General features: G+C 36.5%; 21 protein-coding genes. 17 read left to right on the top strand and 4 right to left on the bottom strand.

Annotation, left to right across the window (positions count from 1 at the left end; all coding sequences use genetic code 11):
- Positions 1 to 157: 157 nt before the first annotated feature.
- On the top strand, positions 158 to 871 hold the full coding sequence (gene sigK, locus ACSG5Z_RS10830) for an RNA polymerase sporulation sigma factor SigK (protein WP_000051382.1): 714 nt from the start codon (positions 158 to 160) through the stop codon (positions 869 to 871).
- 290 nt (positions 872 to 1,161) lie between these two features.
- Positions 1,162 to 1,950 (top strand): phosphatidylserine decarboxylase, encoded by a 789-nt coding sequence (locus tag ACSG5Z_RS10835; RefSeq protein WP_097889597.1) that lies wholly within the window; start codon positions 1,162 to 1,164, stop codon positions 1,948 to 1,950.
- 148 nt (positions 1,951 to 2,098) lie between these two features.
- Here ACSG5Z_RS10835 and ACSG5Z_RS10840 read toward each other — a convergent pair whose 3' ends face one another.
- Positions 2,099 to 2,254 carry a sporulation histidine kinase inhibitor Sda gene (locus ACSG5Z_RS10840; RefSeq protein WP_000853283.1) on the bottom strand — a complete coding sequence of 52 codons (156 nt, stop codon included), beginning with the start codon at positions 2,252 to 2,254 and terminating at the stop codon, positions 2,099 to 2,101.
- A 247-nt stretch (positions 2,255 to 2,501) separates the two neighbouring features.
- Here ACSG5Z_RS10840 and ACSG5Z_RS10845 point away from each other — a divergent pair, with 247 nt between their 5' ends.
- The 8 genes from ACSG5Z_RS10845 to ACSG5Z_RS10880 all read left to right on the top strand — a co-directional run bounded on the left by ACSG5Z_RS10845 (position 2,502) and on the right by ACSG5Z_RS10880 (position 7,639).
- Positions 2,502 to 3,014, top strand: a complete 513-nt coding sequence (locus ACSG5Z_RS10845; protein WP_000765308.1) for a YqeG family HAD IIIA-type phosphatase — start codon at positions 2,502 to 2,504, stop codon at positions 3,012 to 3,014.
- Between the two features lie 3 nt (positions 3,015 to 3,017).
- Positions 3,018 to 4,124: a ribosome biogenesis GTPase YqeH gene (gene yqeH, locus ACSG5Z_RS10850; RefSeq protein WP_087985267.1), complete on the top strand. Its 1,107-nt coding sequence runs from the start codon at positions 3,018 to 3,020 to the stop codon at positions 4,122 to 4,124.
- Positions 4,125 to 4,139: 15 nt separating this feature from the next.
- Positions 4,140 to 4,973, top strand: coding sequence for a shikimate dehydrogenase (aroE, locus tag ACSG5Z_RS10855; protein ID WP_087985266.1), 834 nt, complete (start codon positions 4,140 to 4,142; stop codon positions 4,971 to 4,973).
- Positions 4,974 to 4,978: 5 nt separating this feature from the next.
- Positions 4,979 to 5,281 (top strand): ribosome assembly RNA-binding protein YhbY, encoded by a 303-nt coding sequence (gene yhbY / locus ACSG5Z_RS10860; RefSeq protein WP_000955225.1) that lies wholly within the window; start codon positions 4,979 to 4,981, stop codon positions 5,279 to 5,281.
- 130 nt (positions 5,282 to 5,411) lie between these two features.
- Entirely contained in the window at positions 5,412 to 5,981 is a 570-nt protein-coding gene (gene nadD / locus ACSG5Z_RS10865; protein ID WP_060488253.1) for a nicotinate-nucleotide adenylyltransferase, read from the top strand.
- On the top strand, positions 5,971 to 6,540 hold the full coding sequence (gene yqeK, locus ACSG5Z_RS10870) for a bis(5'-nucleosyl)-tetraphosphatase (symmetrical) YqeK (RefSeq protein ID WP_001078363.1): 570 nt from the start codon (positions 5,971 to 5,973) through the stop codon (positions 6,538 to 6,540). Before nadD ends, yqeK begins: the two co-directional genes overlap by 11 nt.
- Positions 6,537 to 6,893, top strand: a complete 357-nt coding sequence (gene rsfS / locus ACSG5Z_RS10875) for a ribosome silencing factor (RefSeq protein ID WP_000653210.1) — start codon at positions 6,537 to 6,539, stop codon at positions 6,891 to 6,893. Before yqeK ends, rsfS begins: the two co-directional genes overlap by 4 nt.
- Entirely contained in the window at positions 6,890 to 7,639 is a 750-nt protein-coding gene (locus ACSG5Z_RS10880) for a methyltransferase domain-containing protein (protein WP_435711443.1), read from the top strand. Before rsfS ends, ACSG5Z_RS10880 begins: the two co-directional genes overlap by 4 nt.
- A 171-nt stretch (positions 7,640 to 7,810) precedes the next feature.
- On the opposite strand, the gene comER is transcribed toward ACSG5Z_RS10880, so the two are convergent.
- Positions 7,811 to 8,638, bottom strand: a complete 828-nt coding sequence (gene comER / locus ACSG5Z_RS10885; RefSeq protein WP_087985265.1) for a late competence protein ComER — start codon at positions 8,636 to 8,638, stop codon at positions 7,811 to 7,813.
- A 77-nt stretch (positions 8,639 to 8,715) separates the two neighbouring features.
- Here comER and ACSG5Z_RS10890 point away from each other — a divergent pair, with 77 nt between their 5' ends.
- From ACSG5Z_RS10890 to ACSG5Z_RS10900, 3 genes are all read left to right on the top strand, one after another.
- On the top strand, positions 8,716 to 9,315 hold the full coding sequence (locus ACSG5Z_RS10890; protein WP_060488256.1) for a helix-hairpin-helix domain-containing protein: 600 nt from the start codon (positions 8,716 to 8,718) through the stop codon (positions 9,313 to 9,315).
- Between the two features lie 63 nt (positions 9,316 to 9,378).
- A complete protein-coding gene (locus ACSG5Z_RS10895; protein WP_000439786.1) occupies positions 9,379 to 9,936 on the top strand; it encodes a ComE operon protein 2 in 558 nt (185 codons plus the stop codon).
- 13 nt (positions 9,937 to 9,949) lie between these two features.
- Positions 9,950 to 12,271, top strand: coding sequence for a DNA internalization-related competence protein ComEC/Rec2 (locus ACSG5Z_RS10900; RefSeq protein WP_435711444.1), 2,322 nt, complete (start codon positions 9,950 to 9,952; stop codon positions 12,269 to 12,271).
- A gap of 29 nt (positions 12,272 to 12,300) precedes the next feature.
- Here the strand turns inward: ACSG5Z_RS10900 and ACSG5Z_RS10905 are convergent, their stop codons facing one another.
- Positions 12,301 to 12,435 carry a YqzM family protein gene (locus tag ACSG5Z_RS10905; protein ID WP_000997609.1) on the bottom strand — a complete coding sequence of 45 codons (135 nt, stop codon included), beginning with the start codon at positions 12,433 to 12,435 and terminating at the stop codon, positions 12,301 to 12,303.
- 345 nt (positions 12,436 to 12,780) lie between these two features.
- On the opposite strand from ACSG5Z_RS10905, the gene holA reads away from it, so the two are divergent.
- Positions 12,781 to 13,791: a DNA polymerase III subunit delta gene (gene holA, locus ACSG5Z_RS10910; RefSeq protein ID WP_001279932.1), complete on the top strand. Its 1,011-nt coding sequence runs from the start codon at positions 12,781 to 12,783 to the stop codon at positions 13,789 to 13,791.
- Between the two features lie 81 nt (positions 13,792 to 13,872).
- Here the strand turns inward: holA and rpsT are convergent, their stop codons facing one another.
- On the bottom strand, positions 13,873 to 14,130 hold the full coding sequence (gene rpsT / locus ACSG5Z_RS10915) for a 30S ribosomal protein S20 (RefSeq protein WP_001274014.1): 258 nt from the start codon (positions 14,128 to 14,130) through the stop codon (positions 13,873 to 13,875).
- A gap of 181 nt (positions 14,131 to 14,311) precedes the next feature.
- Here rpsT and gpr point away from each other — a divergent pair, with 181 nt between their 5' ends.
- The 3 genes from gpr to lepA all read left to right on the top strand — a co-directional run bounded on the left by gpr (position 14,312) and on the right by lepA (position 17,811).
- A complete protein-coding gene (gene gpr, locus ACSG5Z_RS10920) occupies positions 14,312 to 15,415 on the top strand; it encodes a GPR endopeptidase (RefSeq protein ID WP_000662625.1) in 1,104 nt (367 codons plus the stop codon).
- Complete coding sequence (locus tag ACSG5Z_RS10925; RefSeq protein WP_435711445.1) at positions 15,412 to 15,777, top strand: YqxA family protein; 366 nt, start codon at positions 15,412 to 15,414, stop codon at positions 15,775 to 15,777. Before gpr ends, ACSG5Z_RS10925 begins: the two co-directional genes overlap by 4 nt.
- Before the next feature lie 210 nt (positions 15,778 to 15,987).
- Entirely contained in the window at positions 15,988 to 17,811 is a 1,824-nt protein-coding gene (lepA, locus tag ACSG5Z_RS10930) for an elongation factor 4 (RefSeq protein WP_001030960.1), read from the top strand.
- Positions 17,812 to 17,953: the final 142 nt, after the last annotated feature.

The raw sequence follows: 17,953 nt of genomic DNA on the forward strand, positions 1-17,953 counted from the left end.
TTTGTAAATTATAATATAATGAAAATATAATCCAAGCGATAGGGTTCATTTAGTTCTCCAATAAGTTAAGGGTTCCATATTTGCTTAGTACAGACACAAACAACCTCACGCCCACATACACATAGTAAAGACCACTATTTTGGCGGAGGTGAAAGGTTTGAGTCTATTCGCCGCAATTGGATATATGGTTCGAGAAGTGTTTGTCTTTGTTTCTTATGTGAAGAATAATGCGTTTCCGCAGCCGTTATCATCAGACGATGAGAGAAAGTACTTAGAGTTAATGGAGCAAGGTGATGCTCAAGCGAGAAATCTGTTAATTGAACATAATTTACGGCTTGTAGCTCATATCGTTAAAAAATTTGAAAACACAGGGGAAGATGCAGAAGATTTAATTTCAATTGGTACAATTGGGCTCATTAAAGCGATCGAGAGCTATTCGGCAGGAAAAGGCACAAAACTTGCGACGTATGCAGCACGCTGTATTGAAAATGAAATTTTAATGCATTTACGTGTACTGAAAAAAACGAAAAAAGACGTTTCACTTCATGATCCAATCGGGCAAGATAAAGAGGGGAATGAAATATCGCTTATCGATATATTAAAATCAGAGTCTGAAGATGTAATTGATATGATTCAGCTTAGTATGGAGTTAGAAAAGATTAAAGAGTATATCGATATTTTAGACGAACGAGAGAAAGAAGTAATCGTGAAGCGTTTTGGACTGGGGCTTGATAAGGAGAAAACGCAACGAGAGATTGCGAAGGCACTTGGTATTTCCAGAAGCTACGTATCAAGAATTGAAAAGCGCGCTTTAATGAAAATGTTCCATGAATTTGTAAGAGCTGAGAAAGAGAAAAAAGCGAAAGAATAATGTACATTGCAAGCAGCCATATTTTAAAATGGGCTGCTTTTCTTTTTGTAAATAAGGAAAGAAAAAGAGTTGTGTTCAGAAGAAATCTATGTTCACTGTTGAAAATGACGGATTCTATCTGTAATATTAGAGGGTGCTAAACAATTTAAGAATAATACCATACTTAGTTTTCCGCATGTATAATGAAACAGTTCTATATGATATGTGGGAATAAGAACCAATTTTACATATGATATAGAAGGAAAAGAAGGGGAAGCTAAAGTTATAGACTGATTAGGAGGTTTCGCAATTTGCGACGTACATTATATCGACTTATGATCGAACTTACAAATGGTCGTTTTACTTCTTATATATTACGTAAATTTGCACAATCTCGTTTGAGCTCTATCATTATTCCATCGTATGCGAAAGTTTTTCAAATTAACCAAGATGAGATGGAAAAGGGTTTGAAGGAATATAGAACATTGCATGAATTATTTACGCGTAAGCTAAAAGAAGGAAAGCGTAGTGTTGATACAGATGCATCGAGTATCGTTAGTCCTGTTGATGGTGTTTTTGCTGCTCACGGTCCTATTGAGGACACAAAAACATTTGATATTAAAGGTAAGCGTTATTCAATCGTGGATATGCTAGGTAATGAAGAACGTGCAAAGCGATATGCAGGTGGTACATACATGGTTATTTATTTAAGCCCAAGTCATTATCATCGTATTCATAGTCCGCTTTCTGGTTCTGTGACTGAAAGGTTTGTACTTGGTAGAAAGTCATATCCGGTAAATGCAGCTGGTATGGAATATGGGAAAGAGCCATTGTCAAAAAATTATCGCTCTGTTACAGAAGTAAATAGTGACGGTGAACATATGGCACTTGTCAAAGTAGGAGCTATGTTTGTTAATAGTATTGAGCTGTTGCATGAAAGAGACACTGTTCAAAAAGGTGAAGAAATGGCATACTTTACATTTGGCTCAACAGTTGTGTTATTGTTTGAAAAAGATATGATAGAAGTAGTGCAGGAATTGAAGAGTGGACAAGAGCTTCGTCTTGGTGAAAAAATTGCTACTCGTTCGGCTCATAAGTAAAGAAAACATTTTATAACTGTAAGCAAGAGTTATGGACAAAGATGCTTAATGATGAAATTCCCTAGATGGGAGTACTTGTTTATTCGAGAGCCATCGCAGGATGGCTCTTTTTACAAGTTAGCTCATTAAAATTTCACTTTATATGTAATCAAGACGATTTGACAAGCTTGTCCTCTAATGAGCGTCTAATCATTTCTTGTTTTATAAGTAAAATGAAGTCGGGATTTAATTTTAGTTCTTTTGCTTTATAATAAGACTCTGTGAGTAACTCAGTAGACAACTGTTCCATATATTTTGTTTTCAAGGTGAGTCACCTCCTAATAATTTAAGGATTGATTCGTTGTTGCATTTAATGTACCAAAAAAATATGACAGTCACAAACGAGTGGTTATCCACATACCTAGGTGGATAAAATGTGTATAGATTGTTAGTAAATTCCAAATTAGCTGAAAAATTAATGTGGAAAATGTGTACAATTTTATCCACAGGTCATATATCGAAATATGTTGTCGAAAAATTTTTATGAAAACTCCTCAAAGAGGTGAAAGAAATTGAAGCTATTTTTACCAAATGAATATGTGAAAAATGTATATCATGTTCAACCAGAAGATTTGAAAAAACGTGGAATTAAAGGTGTCATTACTGATTTAGATAACACGTTAATTGAATGGGATCGTCCAAATGCAACGCCACAACTTGAAGAATGGTTTTTGAAAATGAAAGAGCAAGGTATTCAAGTAACGGTCGTTTCAAATAATAATGAGCAACGTGTGAAAGACTTTGCTGATCCATTAGGTATTCCATTTATTCATAGTGCGCGTAAACCATTTGTTCGCGCGTTTAAGCGTGCGATACAAGAGATGCACCTGCAACCAGATGAAGTTGTAGTAATTGGAGATCAGTTACTAACGGATGTTTTAGGTGGAAACCGAGTGGGACTTCATACAATTTTAGTTGTACCGGTAGCACAAACGGACGGATTAGTAACGCGCTTTAATCGAAAAATTGAACGAAGAATTATGAGAAATATGAAGAAAAAAGGTTTAATTAACTGGGAGGAATAAAGTTTGACTGAAACAATTAAATGTATTGGTTGCGGTGTAGAAATTCAAACAGAAGATAAAAACGAAGTGGGATATGCTCCTACCTCATCTTTAGAGAAAGAACAAGTAATTTGTCAACGCTGTTTTCGCTTGAAGCATTACAACGAAATTCAAGATGTATCATTAACAGATGATGACTTCCTACGTATTCTAAACGGAATTGGAAAATCAGATGCATTAGTAGTTAAGATTGTAGATATTTTTGATTTTAATGGTAGCTGGTTACCTGGTTTACATCGTTTCGTGGGAAATAATAAAGTATTACTTGTTGGAAATAAAACTGATTTAATTCCTAAGTCAGTAAAACATGATAAAGTAAAGCATTGGATGCGCTATAGTGCAAAGCAGCTAGGATTAAAGCCAGAAGATGTCTTTTTAATTAGTGCAGCGAAAGGGCAAGGGATTGCTGAGTTGGCAGATGCTATTGAGTATTACCGCGGCGGAAAAGATGTTTACGTTGTTGGATGTACGAATGTAGGAAAATCAACATTTATTAATCGTATGATTAAAGAATTTAGTGATGAGACTGAAAATGTAATTACAACATCTCATTTCCCAGGAACAACACTTGATTTAATTGATATTCCGTTAGACGAAGAATCTTCTTTATATGATACGCCAGGTATTATTAACCACCATCAAATGGCTCATTATGTTGGAAAAGAAAGCTTAAAACTTATTACACCAACAAAAGAAATTAAGCCAATGGTGTTCCAATTAAATGAAGAACAAACATTATTCTTCAGTGGATTGGCACGTTTTGATTATGTAAGTGGTGGTCGTCGTGCATTTACTTGTCACTTCTCGAATCGTTTAACAATCCATCGTACAAAGCTTGAGAAAGCAGATGAATTGTATAAAAATCATGCTGGGGATTTACTAAGCCCGCCAACACCAGAAGAATTAGAAAATATGCCAGATCTAGTGAAATACGAATTTAATATTCGTGAACCAAAAACGGATGTTGTATTCTCTGGATTAGGATGGGTTACTGTGAACGAACCGGGAGCAAAAATTGTTGCACACGTACCAAAAGGAGTAAGTGTTTCGCTACGTAAATCTTTAATTTAATATGGAGAGGGATTTATGAAACAATTATATGGTGTAATCGGAAATCCAATTGGACATTCATTATCGCCTGTTATGCATAACGATGCATTTGAACACTTGAATATGGATGCCCATTATCATGCATTTCTTGTTAAAGAGGAAGTGCTAGGGGAAGCAGTAAGAGGTTTAAAAGCATTAGGTATTTCAGGATTTAATGTAACAACGCCGCACAAAGTTGCTATTATGGATTATTTGGATGAGATTGACCCGCTAGCAAAACAAATTGGTGCAGTAAATACAGTGGTTCATAAGGATGGAAAATTGATTGGCTACAATACAGATGGAATTGGTTTTGTCCGAGCGCTGCAGTCAATTAGTAGTGAACCACTTCAGGAGAAACGTATTTTATTGCTTGGCGCAGGTGGTGCTAGTCGAGCTATTTATTTTTCTCTTGCTGATGTAGGTGTGAAAGAGATTGATGTAGCTAATCGTACAGTAGATAAGGCGAAAGAACTTATTGCTGCATGTACAGCTACTGTTAATTCTGTTGCTTTATCGCTAGAAAAAGCAACGGAAGAACAAGGAAATTATGATATTATCATTCAGACGACAACAATAGGTATGCATCCACGCGTCGAATATACGCCATTACAAATTTCTTCGTTAAAAAAAGGGACGATTGTATCAGATATAATTTATAATCCATTTGAAACGAAAATTTTATGTGAGGCAAAAGAGCAAGGTGCAATGATTCAAAATGGTATTGATATGTTTGTTTATCAAGGTGCACTTGCATTTGAAATGTGGACAGGGCGTGTACCGAATATCGATAGAATGAAACAATTAGTTATAAGAAAGCTTGGAGGCTAACATATATGTTAACAGGAAAACAAAAAAGATTTTTACGTGCACAAGCACATCATTTAACACCAATTTTTCAAGTAGGAAAAGGCGGAGTAAATGAAAATATGATTAAACAAATCGCAGATACTTTAGAAGTTCGTGAACTATTTAAAGTAAGTGTGCTACAAAACTGTGAATTCGATCGTCGTGAAGTTGCAGAAGAACTTGCAAAAGGCGCACGTGCTGAAATCGTTCAAGTAATTGGAAGTACAATCGTTTTATACAAAGAATCTAGAGAAAATAAACAAATTAAACTTCCGCGATCAAAAGAATAGCATATGCTATTTTTTATCGTTAGTGCGTAATGATGTAGAGAGCGAAACCAATTGAACTTTTATTAACAGTGAACTCTCTTCGGATAGGAATGAAGAGAGTTACTGTAGGTAAAAGGAAGGGGCGTTTCTTTTGAGAAAAATTGGCATCATTGGCGGTACATTTGATCCGCCACATTATGGGCATTTGCTAATTGCAAATGAAGTATATCACGCTTTGAATTTAGAAGAAGTATGGTTCTTACCGAACCAAATTCCACCGCATAAACAAGGGCGGAATATTACAAGTGTAGAAAATCGATTACAAATGTTAGAGTTTGCGACTGAGGCAGAGGAACATTTTTCTATTTGTTTAGAAGAGCTAAGCAGGAAGGGCCCATCGTATACGTATGACACTATGTTACAATTGACGAAGAAGTATCCGGATGTGCAGTTTCACTTTATTATTGGTGGAGATATGGTTGAGTATTTACCGAAGTGGTATAACATTGAAGCGTTACTCGATCTTGTGACGTTTGTTGGGGTTGCAAGACCTGGTTATACATTGCGTACGCCTTATCCTATCACCACTGTGGAAATTCCGGAGTTTGCAGTTTCTTCATCTTTATTGCGTGAGAGATATAAAGAGAAGCGAACATGTAAATATTTACTTCCTGAAAAAGTACAGGTGTATATCGAGAGGAATGGGTTGTATGAATCGTGAGAAAGCACTTCATATTGTCAAACAACAAATGCATGAAAAACGTTATATACACACAATAGGTGTAATGGAGACAGCAATTGAACTTGCTAAGTTATACGGTGTGGATGAAAAAAAGGCTGAAGTTGCAGCTATATTCCATGATTATGCGAAGTGTAGAGCGATTTCTGAGATGGAAGAGATTATTAAAAGTGAAGATTTGCCGAAAGATTTACTTTGTTATAACAAAGAGTTATGGCATGCACCTGTTGGGGCATACTTAGTAGAAAAAGAAGTAGGCATTACGGATCCTGAAATCCTGCAAGCTATTACATATCATACAAGTGGTCATGAGAAAATGACGATGTTAGATAAAGTAATTTATGTAGCTGATTACATTGAGCCTGGGCGAAAGTTTCCAGGGGTGGAGGAAGCTCGTAAACTCGCATATACGGATATAAATCAAGCTTTATTATTTGCGTTAAAGCGAACAATTCAATTTTTAATGGAAAAAAATCAAACGATTTATCCATTAACATTCCAAACATACAACGCAGTTATCAAGGAGGAAATTAGTAAATGAAAGATAAAGAGTTATTAGTATTAGCAGCAAAAGCAGCTGATGATAAGAGAGCAGAAGATATGGTTGTCCTAAATATGCAAGGTATTTCACCAATTGCAGATTATTTCATTATTTGTCACGGTAACTCAGATAAGCAAGTGCAAGCAATTGCGCGTGAAATTAAATCAAAAGCACATGAGTTCCAAATCGACGTACAACGTATGGAAGGTTTTGACGAAGCACGCTGGGTACTAGTTGACCTTGGAGATGTAGTTGCTCATGTATTCCATAAAGATGAGCGTAATCACTATAATTTAGAGCGTCTTTGGGGCGATGTGCCACGTGAGGATATTACAGACGAGCTAGACCAATGAAATACGAACAATTTGCATTGTTGTACGACGAACTAATGAATGATGTTCCTTATGATAAATGGGTGGAATTTACAGAGGAGAGTTTACAGCAAGCGGATATGAAAGAGGCGAAGATTCTTGATGTAGCATGCGGTACTGGTAATGTAACACTTCCGCTTGTACAAAAGGGTTACGATTTAATCGGTGTCGATCTTTCAGAAGAGATGTTAACGGTCGCTCAGCAAAAACTAGGCGGAGAAGGATACTTTATTCCTTTTTACCAACAAGACATGCGAGAGCTTGACGTTCCAGGTGAGTTTGACTGTGTAACGATCTTTTGTGATTCATTAAACTATGTATTGCAAGAAGATGGAGTGCAAGAAACATTTCGAAGAGTGTTTCACCATTTACGTCAAGATGGTTTATTTTTATTTGATGTACATTCTTTATATAAAATACATCATGTATTTCAAAATGAAACATACACAGTGAATGGAGAAGAAATATCTCTTATTTGGAATTGCTTCCCTGGTGAAGAATCAAATAGTGTAGAACATGATTTAACATTCTTTGTTCAAGACCCAGAAGAAGATGTGTACCATCGTTTTGACGAATGTCACGTGCAACGTGCATATCGGGTCGAAGAGTTAACGAAATGGCTTGAAGAAGCTGGTTTTACCGTGCTTCGCGTCACTGGTGACTTTGAGCGACTTGAAGTTACAGAACAAACAGAGCGTATTTTCTTCATGGCGAAGAAAAACGGGTAAAACAAAAGCAACCGAGAAGGTTGCTTTTGTTTTGTAAAGAAGTTGTAATTTTAGTTCTAGCATAATAAGAAGATGATATACGTGAAGTGTGAAAATACTAGTTTAAGTAAAAATGTAATGTAAAAAAGTAAGTATTTATAAAAAGGATTTGGAATGACGATGACGTATTTATTATGTGTGTTTATTGAATTGCTGATCGACGCATTTTAAATCTTCATCAAATTTCTCGTGTGTCCGCTCAATTAATTTATGAAACATATCCCCAACATGTTCTTCTAAAACACGAATGCCTTCTCCTGTAACGCCGCCTTTAACACATACTTTTTCTTGTAAAGTAGGCAATGTGAAAATCTCTTTTTCAAGTAGTTTCCCCATTCCAACGACCATTTCACTTACTAAAGTAGTGGCTTCTTCATGTGTAATATTTGTTTTATCTACAGCAGCGTTAATGAAACATTGTAATAAATAACTAAAGAATGCAGGGCCGCAGCTTGCTATATCAGATGAAACGCGCGTTATATCTTCTTCTATCATAAGAGGAGTAGAAATGTTTTTGAATAGGCGAAATAGCTTTTGTTGCCACTCTTCAGAGCATTTACTTCCAAATGTAAATAGTGATGCGCCAGACAGGGCGCGGTTTGTAATGCTCGGAATGATACGTGCAATGTGGCAAGGTACAAGCGTCTCTAATTGTGACGGAGATATTGGACTTGTGATAGAAACTAAGCACTTTTCATCAGAAAAATATTCAGCGTATTTTTGTAGGATCGGGTATATATCTATCGGCTTTACGCAAATAAAAATAAGATGTGATCGTTCGATTACCTCATCGATAGTTTTGGCTATATGAACAGAAGGGTGTTTTTCCTTTATATGATATGCTTTGGCGGGCGTTCGATTAATCATTGTAAGGCACGAAGGTTTGACAGCACGGGTTTCTAAAAATGCGTCGATTAGTATATTCCCCATGTTCCCTGTCCCTATAATTCCTATGTTCAATGTTTCATCCCTCCTTCGTAACAGCTTTCTCCTAAACAATATGAATGATGTTATAAATTTATGATTAGAGGTGTAAAATGATGTGGGATTTTCCAAAGAAATGGTTAGGATTAGTAGCTATTATTGGAACTGTACTTTTTCTTCTTTTTTGGAAAACGAACCAGCATACAGAGCGAACGGTCATTGCAACGGATGTTCAAGCGAAAGAGCTAGAGAAGAAAAGTAAACCAAAAATATCGGATGCAAAGCAGCAGAAAAAAATAATTGTAATTGATATGAAAGGGGCTGTTGTTAAAGAGGGGGTGTATGAAATGAAAGAAGGGGACCGGGTCAAGGATGCTATTGAAAAGGCAGGTGGTTTTTTACCCGAGGCAGATAGGAAGAAGGTGAATTTAGCACAAATGGTACAAGACCAAATGATCCTTTATGTACCGAATGAAAACGAACAAGTGCAAGAGGTAGCTGCTATTTCAAAGGGGGAGGGGAAAGTTCAAATAAATGCGGCTTCTAAAGAACAACTTGAAAAAATTACAGGCATTGGTTCTCGGAAAGCAGAAAGTATTTTGAAATATCGAGAAGAACATGGTCCTTTTCAGAAAATAGAAGATTTGTTAGAGATTGATGGGATCGGTGTGAAGTCATTGGAAAAAATAAAAGATCAAATTATTATTCCGTAAAAGATTGACGAAGTTTTTCTTCATTCGCTACACTACAAGTAGACAAAAAAGTAGGTGAAAAATATGGAACGAATTTCATGGGATCAATATTTTATGACGCAAAGCCATCTGCTATCTTTACGTAGTACATGTACAAGGCTTGCAGTAGGAGCGACAATCGTTCGTGATAAACGAATTATTGCTGGTGGATATAATGGTTCAATTAAAGGTGGCGTACATTGTATAGATGATGGATGCTACGTTATTGATAATCATTGTGTTCGTACAATTCACGCAGAAATGAATGCTTTATTACAGTGTGCAAAATTCGGTGTGAAAACGGAGGAAGCGGAAATTTATGTTACGCATTTCCCTTGTTTACAATGCTGTAAGGCGATTATTCAAAGTGGTATTACAGCAGTTTATTATGCGCAGGATTATAAAAATCATCCATATGCCGTAGAGTTATTTGAAAAAGCGAATGTAACAGTGAAACACGTTCCGCTAGAATATAATATTGCAGCATTAGAGGATCAAAAGCGTCATATGGAGTTAAAAGAACTATTTGCATCTTTAGAAAAAGAAAACTTATCAATGGAAGAATTACAGCATGTATTCACGAAAGCAAAAATGATGCTATAAGGAGTGAGTATAGTTGTATGGACAATGGGGTTATGTTGCAATCTCATTTATCATAGGGATTGCAATTGCCTTTTCCACTTCAGTTTTACTGCTGACTTGTTGTCTCGTTTTGTATGTTTTCTATTGTTTATACCGTACTTCGCGTAAAACCTTCTTTTTTTGTATGTTAGCGTGTTTTAGTGGCGCTATGTACACTACGTATATTCAAGGGCAAAACAAGCCTCTAGGAGAGTCTTACGAAGTTACAAGGGGGCTAATACAAAATACACCTCTTATTAACGGGGATCGCCTAACATTTCAAGTTGAAGATCAGAATAAAAATATAGTGCAGTTAAGTTACAAAATTAAATCGGCCTTGGAAAAGAAACAACTGCGACAATTACACGCAGGAGTATCATGTGTATTCGAAGGTGAGAGGAAAGAGCCACCAATAGCTCGGAACTTTCATGGTTTTAATTATCGTGATTATTTGTATAAGCAAAATATTCATTTCATATTGGAGGCTACATATATTTCTGAATGCCAAAAAACATCGTTGTCACTCGTGCAATGGATTCTTCTTTTGAGACAGCAAGCAATCTCGGGCGTTACAGAAATGTTTCCGGAGCAATCAGGTGCTTTTATGAATGCATTAGTATTTGGTGATAGACAACAAATGACATTTGAAGTTGAAGAGCAATATCAGCAATTTGGTCTTGTACATTTGTTGGCGATTTCAGGATCGCATATCGTATTGTTAATGGTGATTGTGTATTTTATTTTGCTAAGAAGTGGTGTGACGAGGGAGATAGCAACAGTATGTCTTATCTTTTGCATTCCTCTATATATGATTTTAGCAGGAGCATCACCGTCTGTTATAAGAGCTTCTATAACAGGAGTGTTGATGTTGATTGCTTTCATATGTTCTATTCGTTTATCTAGCTTAGATGCTTTAAGTGTTACAGCTATATGTATGCTTATATTTGATCCGTATCTTGTCTTTAATATTGGCTTTCAGTTTTCGTTCGTTGGTAGTTTCGCCTTGCTTTTGTCAGCCCCGCTTTTACTAGATAGTAGCAATGGAGTAATCCGAAATTCCATTTATATTTCTTTTATTTCACAACTCGTTAGTACTCCGATTTTGTTATATCACTTCGGTTATTTTTCTCCATATAGTATTTTTCTTAATATCCTATACGTTCCGTTTTTATCTCTTATTGTATTGCCGTGTAGTATTATCGTTTTGGTATGTATACCGATCGTCCCGTTTCTTGCGAAAGGACTTGCGAATGTACTATCAATAGGTTTGAATCTTTCTAATGATTTTCTAAGTTATTGTGAAAATTTACCGTTTATCCGCCTTGTTTTCGGGCAAACATCTATACTTCTTGTAGCTCTATATTACGCGAGTATTGTTAGTATATTGATGGTTTGGGAAAGGCGGGTGTCGAAGAAAATTATGTTCGTAGCTTCGGGTATATTTCTTTTCGTTTGTACATGTCATTATGTATATCCGTATTTTCGAGAAAGTGGGAGTGTTACATTTCTTGATGTTGGACAGGGAGACGCAATTTTAATTCGCCTCCCGTACGATAAAGAGATTTACCTCATTGATACCGGTGGCACAATGCGTGCAAATAAGGAAGAATGGCAACGGAAAAAGCATGAATTTTCTGTTGGAAATGATATTTTAATCCCTTATTTACAAAAGGAAGGGATTAAAACAATTGATAAATTAATTGTAACGCATGGAGATGCGGATCATATAGGTGCTGCGCAAGAGTTATTATCAAATATAACCGTAAAAGAAGTTGTATTTGGCCGAAAAGAACAAGATGCGGTATTAGAAAAAGTATTAAAGAAACAGGCATTAGAAAAGGAAGTGAAAATAAGTGAAGTGGGGGAAGGAGAGAGTTGGAGCGTAAATGAAGCGGAATTTTTTGTGCTAGCTCCAACAGGAAAAGCAAGAAGTGAAAATAATGCTTCAATTGTAATATGGGCAAAATTAGGAGGGGCAACGTGGCTGTTTACAGGTGATTTAGAAGAAGAAGGAGAGAAATTTTTAATAGCTACGTATCCAGATTTACAGGCGGATGTTTTAAAGGTTGCTCATCATGGGAGTAATACGTCATCTATAGTGCCTTTTTTGAGCGCTGTACAGCCTGATGTAGCGATTATTTCTGTCGGTGAGCGTAATAGGTATGGGCATCCTCATAAGGAAGTGATAGAGCGTTTGGAGAAGATGGGGATTGAAATATGGCGTACGGATAAGCAAGGCGCTATTTCCTATGTTTTTAAAGTGGAACACGGAACCTTTCGTAGCAAAATCACATATGATGAAACACATGATAGATAAAAAAGAAGACTGCCAGTAAGCAGCAGTCTTTAAGAACCGATAAATTTAATAACAGTTGCAATGATGAAAAGTGTTGCGAAAAAACCAAATGAGACGATAAATCCTACCCCTGAATCAATAGCGTCATTGCGTTTACTTTGAACGTTCTGTTCAAAATCATTCATTTAGAATCCCTCCCCAACATTCCACTTTAGTATAAAATATTGTCAGAAAAAAATCTACAATTTCCATATGAAGAGAAATCGAGCGTTTTTACTACTTTAGATCATTAAGGAACGCGAGTTTTTTGTTTCCAAGCATGTTAACAGTTGGCACTTATACTCGAATTTTTATTGTGAATAATAAAGGGAAGGTGATTACCGCACACCAATAAGAAACCCGGGGCTTATTGCGTGGCGTTTAATATAAATAAAGGAACGGGTCATAAAGCCTGTTCCTTTGTACTTGTAAAACGAAAGCTAGGGCATTAGTATAAATATATATTGCCAAGTTAGGGAGTAGGAAAAAGTATGAGTGATATACATAAAAAGATTAAAAAGAAGCAGTTTGCTCCAGTGTATTTACTGTATGGAACGGAAGCGTTTTTTATAAATGAAACGATAAAGCTTATTACAACAGAAGCGCTTGAAGAGGAAGATCGCGAGTTTAATGTTGTGACATATGATTTAGAAGAAGCGTATTTAGAAGATGTGGTTGAGGATGCACGTACACTTCCTTTTTTCGGGGAACGTAAAGTGATATTAATAAAATCACCACTATTTTTAACTTCACAAAAAGAAAAATTAGAGCAAAATATAAAAATTTTAGAAGAATATATTGGGGAGCCTTCTCCATTTTCTATTCTTGTTTTTGTTGCGCCTTACGAAAAACTTGATGAACGAAAAAAAATTACAAAACTATTAAAGAAAACAGCGGATGTAGTAGAAGCGAATGCGATGCAAGTGCAGGATGTTCAGAAGTGGATTGTTGCTCGTGCAGATGAAGTGCATGTGCATATAGATAATGCAGCTGTTAGTTTGTTGTTAGAGCTTGTGGGAAGTAATGTAACGATGTTGGCGAAGGAAATGGACAAGTTAACGTTATACGTCGGTATGGGCGGAGAGATTACACCGAAACTCGTTGGGGAGCTTGTGCCAAAATCGGTTGAACAAAATGTGTTTGCTTTGACAGAAAAAGTGGTAAAAAAAGATATCGCGGGTGCGATGCAAATTTTGGATGGATTATTTACGCAGCAAGAGGAACCAATTAAACTGCTTGCGTTATTAGTAAGTCAATTCCGCTTGCTCTATCAAGTGAAAGAGTTACAGCAACGTGGTTATGGACAAAATCAAATTGCGTCTCATATTGGTGTGCATCCATATCGTGTAAAGTTAGCGATGAATCAAACGAAGTTTTTCTCTTTTGAAGAATTAAAAAAAGTGATTATAGAATTAGCGGAAGCTGATTATAGTATGAAGACTGGAAAAATGGATAAGAAACTTGTACTTGAGTTTTTCTTAATGCGGTTAAATCATATGTGATGAAACAAAAAGTTCACGTGCTTAGCACGTGAACTTTTTGTATATAAAAAAACGATCCAAATGGATCGTTTTTTAAACGCCTTACGCGTTTACTTGTTTCGCTAAGCGAGATTTTTGACGAGCTGCAGCGTTTTGGTGGATAAGACCTTTACGAGCTGCTTTGTCAAGTTTTTTAGAAGCAGTTTTGAAAGCTTCTTTAGCATTTTCAAGATCGTTATTAGTAACTAAAGCTTCTACAGTTTTAACAGCAGAACGCATGTCAGACTTGATAGAAGCGTTATGTGAACGACGCTCTTCGCTAAGTTTAGCGCGTTTGATAGCAGATTTGATGTTTGCCATACTTTTCACCTCCCTGGTGCAATCGAATGACTCGATTCTTAACATAGAACAAGTGATATTCTATCAAACGGTGAAGAGAATTGCAATAGTATATCAATGAAATTTCACGTAAAGGAAAGAATGACCTTATATAACTTTGGGAAATCTAACGATATTTACTATGAATTACGGAGGAGATACGATGAAAGAACCATTAGATTTAAGTAAATATAGTGTTAGAACGGACCTTGCTGTAGAGGCACATGAAATGCTGCAAGAGAGTCAAGAAGAGCAAAAAGGGATACAAGGAGTTATTGTCAAAGAGAGGGAAGAAGAAGGTATTACCATTACAAAAGTAACGATTGATGAAATTGCCTCTGAATCGATGGGTAAAAAACCTGGGAGTTATTTAACGCTTGAAGTACAAGGCATACGTCAACAAGATACGGAACTGCAACAAAAAGTAGAGCGTATTTTTGCAAAAGAATTTTCTTATTTCTTAGAAGAGGTTGGCGTTACGAAAGAAGCGAGTTGTTTAATTGTTGGTCTTGGGAATTGGAATGTAACGCCAGATGCGCTTGGACCAATCGTTGTAGAAAATGTATTGGTAACGAGACATTTGTTTCAATTGCAGCCTGAAAGTGTAGAAGAAGGGTTTAGGCCTGTTAGTGCAATTCGGCCGGGGGTAATGGGAATTACAGGAATCGAAACGAGCGATGTCATTTATGGAATCATTGAGAAGACGAAGCCAGACTTTGTCATTGCAATTGATGCATTAGCTGCCCGCTCTATTGAACGAGTAAATAGTACGATACAAATTTCTGATACAGGAATTCATCCTGGATCGGGTGTTGGGAATAAGCGTAAGGAACTTAGTAAAGAAACATTGGGTATTCCTGTTATCGCGATTGGTGTTCCGACTGTGGTTGATGCAGTTTCGATTACAAGCGATACAATTGATTTTATTTTGAAACATTTTGGACGGGAGATGAAAGAAGGAAACAAACCTTCCCGTTCTTTGTTGCCAGCCGGTTTTACATTTGGAGAAAAGAAAAAATTAACAGAAGAAGATATGCCGGATGAAAAGAGTCGGAATATGTTTTTAGGTGCTGTAGGTACACTGGAAGATGAAGAGAAGAGAAAATTAATTTATGAAGTGTTATCTCCTCTTGGTCATAATTTAATGGTGACTCCGAAAGAAGTGGATGCTTTCATAGAGGATATGGCGAATGTAATAGCGAGTGGTTTAAATGCAGCCTTGCATCATCAAATTGACCAAGATAATACAGGAGCATATACACATTGATGGGAAGAGAGGATAATCGTTTAAGCCGTTTTTCGCTTTTATGTATATGTAGTGCGGCCTTATGTTTACTTATGATAATAGCAGGGGTGGCACTTGCTAATCATGGTTTGAAAAGTATGAAAGGTTATCAGCAAATGTCGTATGAACAAATCGCTCATATGACAGGAACAAAGGGTGCGGGTGCTGAATCAGAAATTTTGGGAAGTTCGTTTTCCATTGCTGAAAAACAAAAACAATTAGAAAGCTTAAAAAGCTTTAATGTTGTAGAAGGAATTGGTATGGCAATAGCAAGTGCTACTTATGAAGTAACAAAGTTTGGAACGGATATAGTTGTTGGGAAAGTGAGAGAGATTTTTAGTTAAGTGTAGCAGGAAGAACGGTTGTCTTACCATTTTGTACGACAGCCGTTTTTAAATTTGAAAAAAGTTTGTCTCTTATGGTTTGTTCGCATAAGATATAGATAGAATGATTTGTATTGTAAGCAGCACGAGTTTTCATTGAATCTTTGCTGCTCTATTGATATAATCAGTGCTAGTGTATATTGGCGAGACTATTAGGAGTTGAGAACATAGATGAACAAAGAAGAAAGAGCAAAAAGACAGTCCAAAATCCGTAATTTCTCTATCATTGCTCATATTGACCACGGAAAATCAACGTTAGCAGACCGTATTTTAGAGAAAACAAACGCGTTAACACAACGTGAAATGAAAGCTCAATTGCTTGACTCTATGGATTTAGAGCGTGAGCGCGGTATTACAATTAAATTAAATGCAGTACAACTAACGTATAAAGCGAAAGACGGTGAAGAGTATATTCTTCACTTAATCGATACTCCAGGACACGTCGACTTTACGTACGAAGTATCTCGTAGTTTAGCGGCTTGTGAAGGTGCGATTCTTGTTGTGGATGCAGCACAAGGGATTGAGGCGCAAACATTAGCGAACGTATATTTAGCGCTTGATAATAATTTAGAAATATTACCAGTTATTAATAAGATCGACTTACCAAGTGCGGACCCAGAACGTGTACGTCAAGAGGTAGAAGATGTAATTGGTTTAGATGCATCGGAAGCTGTACTTGCTTCAGCGAAAGCTGGTATTGGTATTGAAGATATTTTAGAACAAATCGTTGAAAAGGTACCAGCTCCAACAGGGGATTCAGAAGAGCCTTTACAATGTATGATTTTCGATTCTTTATATGACCCGTACCGCGGTGTAATTGCATATATCCGTGTTGTAAATGGAACGGTAAAAGTTGGCGATAAAGTACGTATGATGGCAACTGGAAAAGAATTTGAAGTAACAGAAGTAGGTGTGTTTACACCGAAAACAACGCAACGTGACGAGTTAACAGTAGGTGATGTAGGTTTCTTAGCAGCATCTATTAAAAACGTAGGTGATACACGCGTAGGTGATACAATCACACATGCAAAACGTCCGGCTGCAGAGGCGTTAGCAGGTTATCGTAAATTAAACCCGATGGTATTCTGTGGTTTATATCCAATCGATTCTGCACGTTACAACGACTTACGTGATGCGTTAGAAAAATTAGAGTTAAACGATTCTGCTCTTGAGTTTGAACCAGAAACATCTCAAGCGCTAGGATTTGGTTTCCGTTGTGGTTTCTTAGGACTTCTTCACATGGAAATCATTCAAGAACGTATTGAACGTGAATTTAAAATCGATTTAATTACAACAGCACCAAGCGTTATTTATAAAGTTTATTTAACGAACGGTGAAGATGTTATTGTTGATAATCCATCTAATATGCCAGATCCACAGTCTATTGATCGTGTAGAAGAGCCGTTTGTGAAGGCTTCAATTATGGTTCCGAATGACTATGTTGGAGCTGTAATGGAAATTTGCCAAGGTAAACGTGGAACGTTTATTGATATGCAATATTTAGATGAAACACGTGTTACACTAACATACGAAATCCCGTTATCAGAAATCGTATATGACTTCTTCGATCAGTTGAAATCAAATACGAAAGGATATGCATCGTTTGACTACGAGTTAATTGGCTACAAACCATCGAAACTTGTGAAAATGGATATTCTTTTAAATAACGAACAAGTCGATGCTCTATCATTTATCGTACACCGTGATTCAGCGTATGATCGTGGTAAAGTAATCGTAGAGAAATTAAAAGAATTAATTCCAAGACAACAGTTCGAAGTACCAATTCAGGCGACTATCGGAAACAAGGTTGTAGCACGTTCTACAATTAAGGCGATGCGTAAAAACGTACTTGCGAAATGTTACGGTGGTGACATTTCTCGTAAGCGTAAACTTCTTGATAAGCAAAAAGAAGGTAAAAAACGTATGAAGTCTGTTGGTTCTGTAGAAGTACCGCAAGAAGCATTCATGGCTGTACTGAAAATGGATGACAACTAATAATTGATTGTTATTTCATGCGGATTGAGATAAAAAAAGAAGTCGTTTATACGGCTTCTTTTTTATGTATAATTACTTTTTAGACAACGTAGCTTCTCTCATTTACAATAGTGAGGTGGCTATATTTATGAATGATTGATAT

Origin of the sequence: Bacillus pretiosus, from assembly GCF_051294775.1 — a bacterium.
Lineage (GTDB): Bacteria > Bacillota > Bacilli > Bacillales > Bacillaceae_G > Bacillus_A > Bacillus_A wiedmannii.

Bases quoted from the DNA above. Each gene is read 5' to 3' on its own strand.
- gpr (WP_000662625.1), top strand. From the start codon at position 14,312: ATGAAAGAACCATTAGATTTAAGTAAATATAGTGTTAGAACGGACCTT.
- yhbY (WP_000955225.1), top strand. From the start codon at position 4,979: ATGTTAACAGGAAAACAAAAAAGATTTTTACGTGCACAAGCACATCAT.
- ACSG5Z_RS10880 (WP_435711443.1), top strand. From the start codon at position 6,890: ATGAAATACGAACAATTTGCATTGTTGTACGACGAACTAATGAATGAT.
- yqeK (WP_001078363.1), top strand. From the start codon at position 5,971: ATGAATCGTGAGAAAGCACTTCATATTGTCAAACAACAAATGCATGAA.
- holA (WP_001279932.1), top strand. From the start codon at position 12,781: ATGAGTGATATACATAAAAAGATTAAAAAGAAGCAGTTTGCTCCAGTG.
- rpsT (WP_001274014.1), bottom strand. From the start codon at position 14,130: ATGGCAAACATCAAATCTGCTATCAAACGCGCTAAACTTAGCGAAGAG.
- lepA (WP_001030960.1), top strand. From the start codon at position 15,988: ATGAACAAAGAAGAAAGAGCAAAAAGACAGTCCAAAATCCGTAATTTC.
- ACSG5Z_RS10895 (WP_000439786.1), top strand. From the start codon at position 9,379: ATGGAACGAATTTCATGGGATCAATATTTTATGACGCAAAGCCATCTG.
- ACSG5Z_RS10905 (WP_000997609.1), bottom strand. From the start codon at position 12,435: ATGAATGATTTTGAACAGAACGTTCAAAGTAAACGCAATGACGCTATT.
- ACSG5Z_RS10890 (WP_060488256.1), top strand. From the start codon at position 8,716: ATGATGTGGGATTTTCCAAAGAAATGGTTAGGATTAGTAGCTATTATT.
- rsfS (WP_000653210.1), top strand. From the start codon at position 6,537: ATGAAAGATAAAGAGTTATTAGTATTAGCAGCAAAAGCAGCTGATGAT.
- aroE (WP_087985266.1), top strand. From the start codon at position 4,140: ATGAAACAATTATATGGTGTAATCGGAAATCCAATTGGACATTCATTA.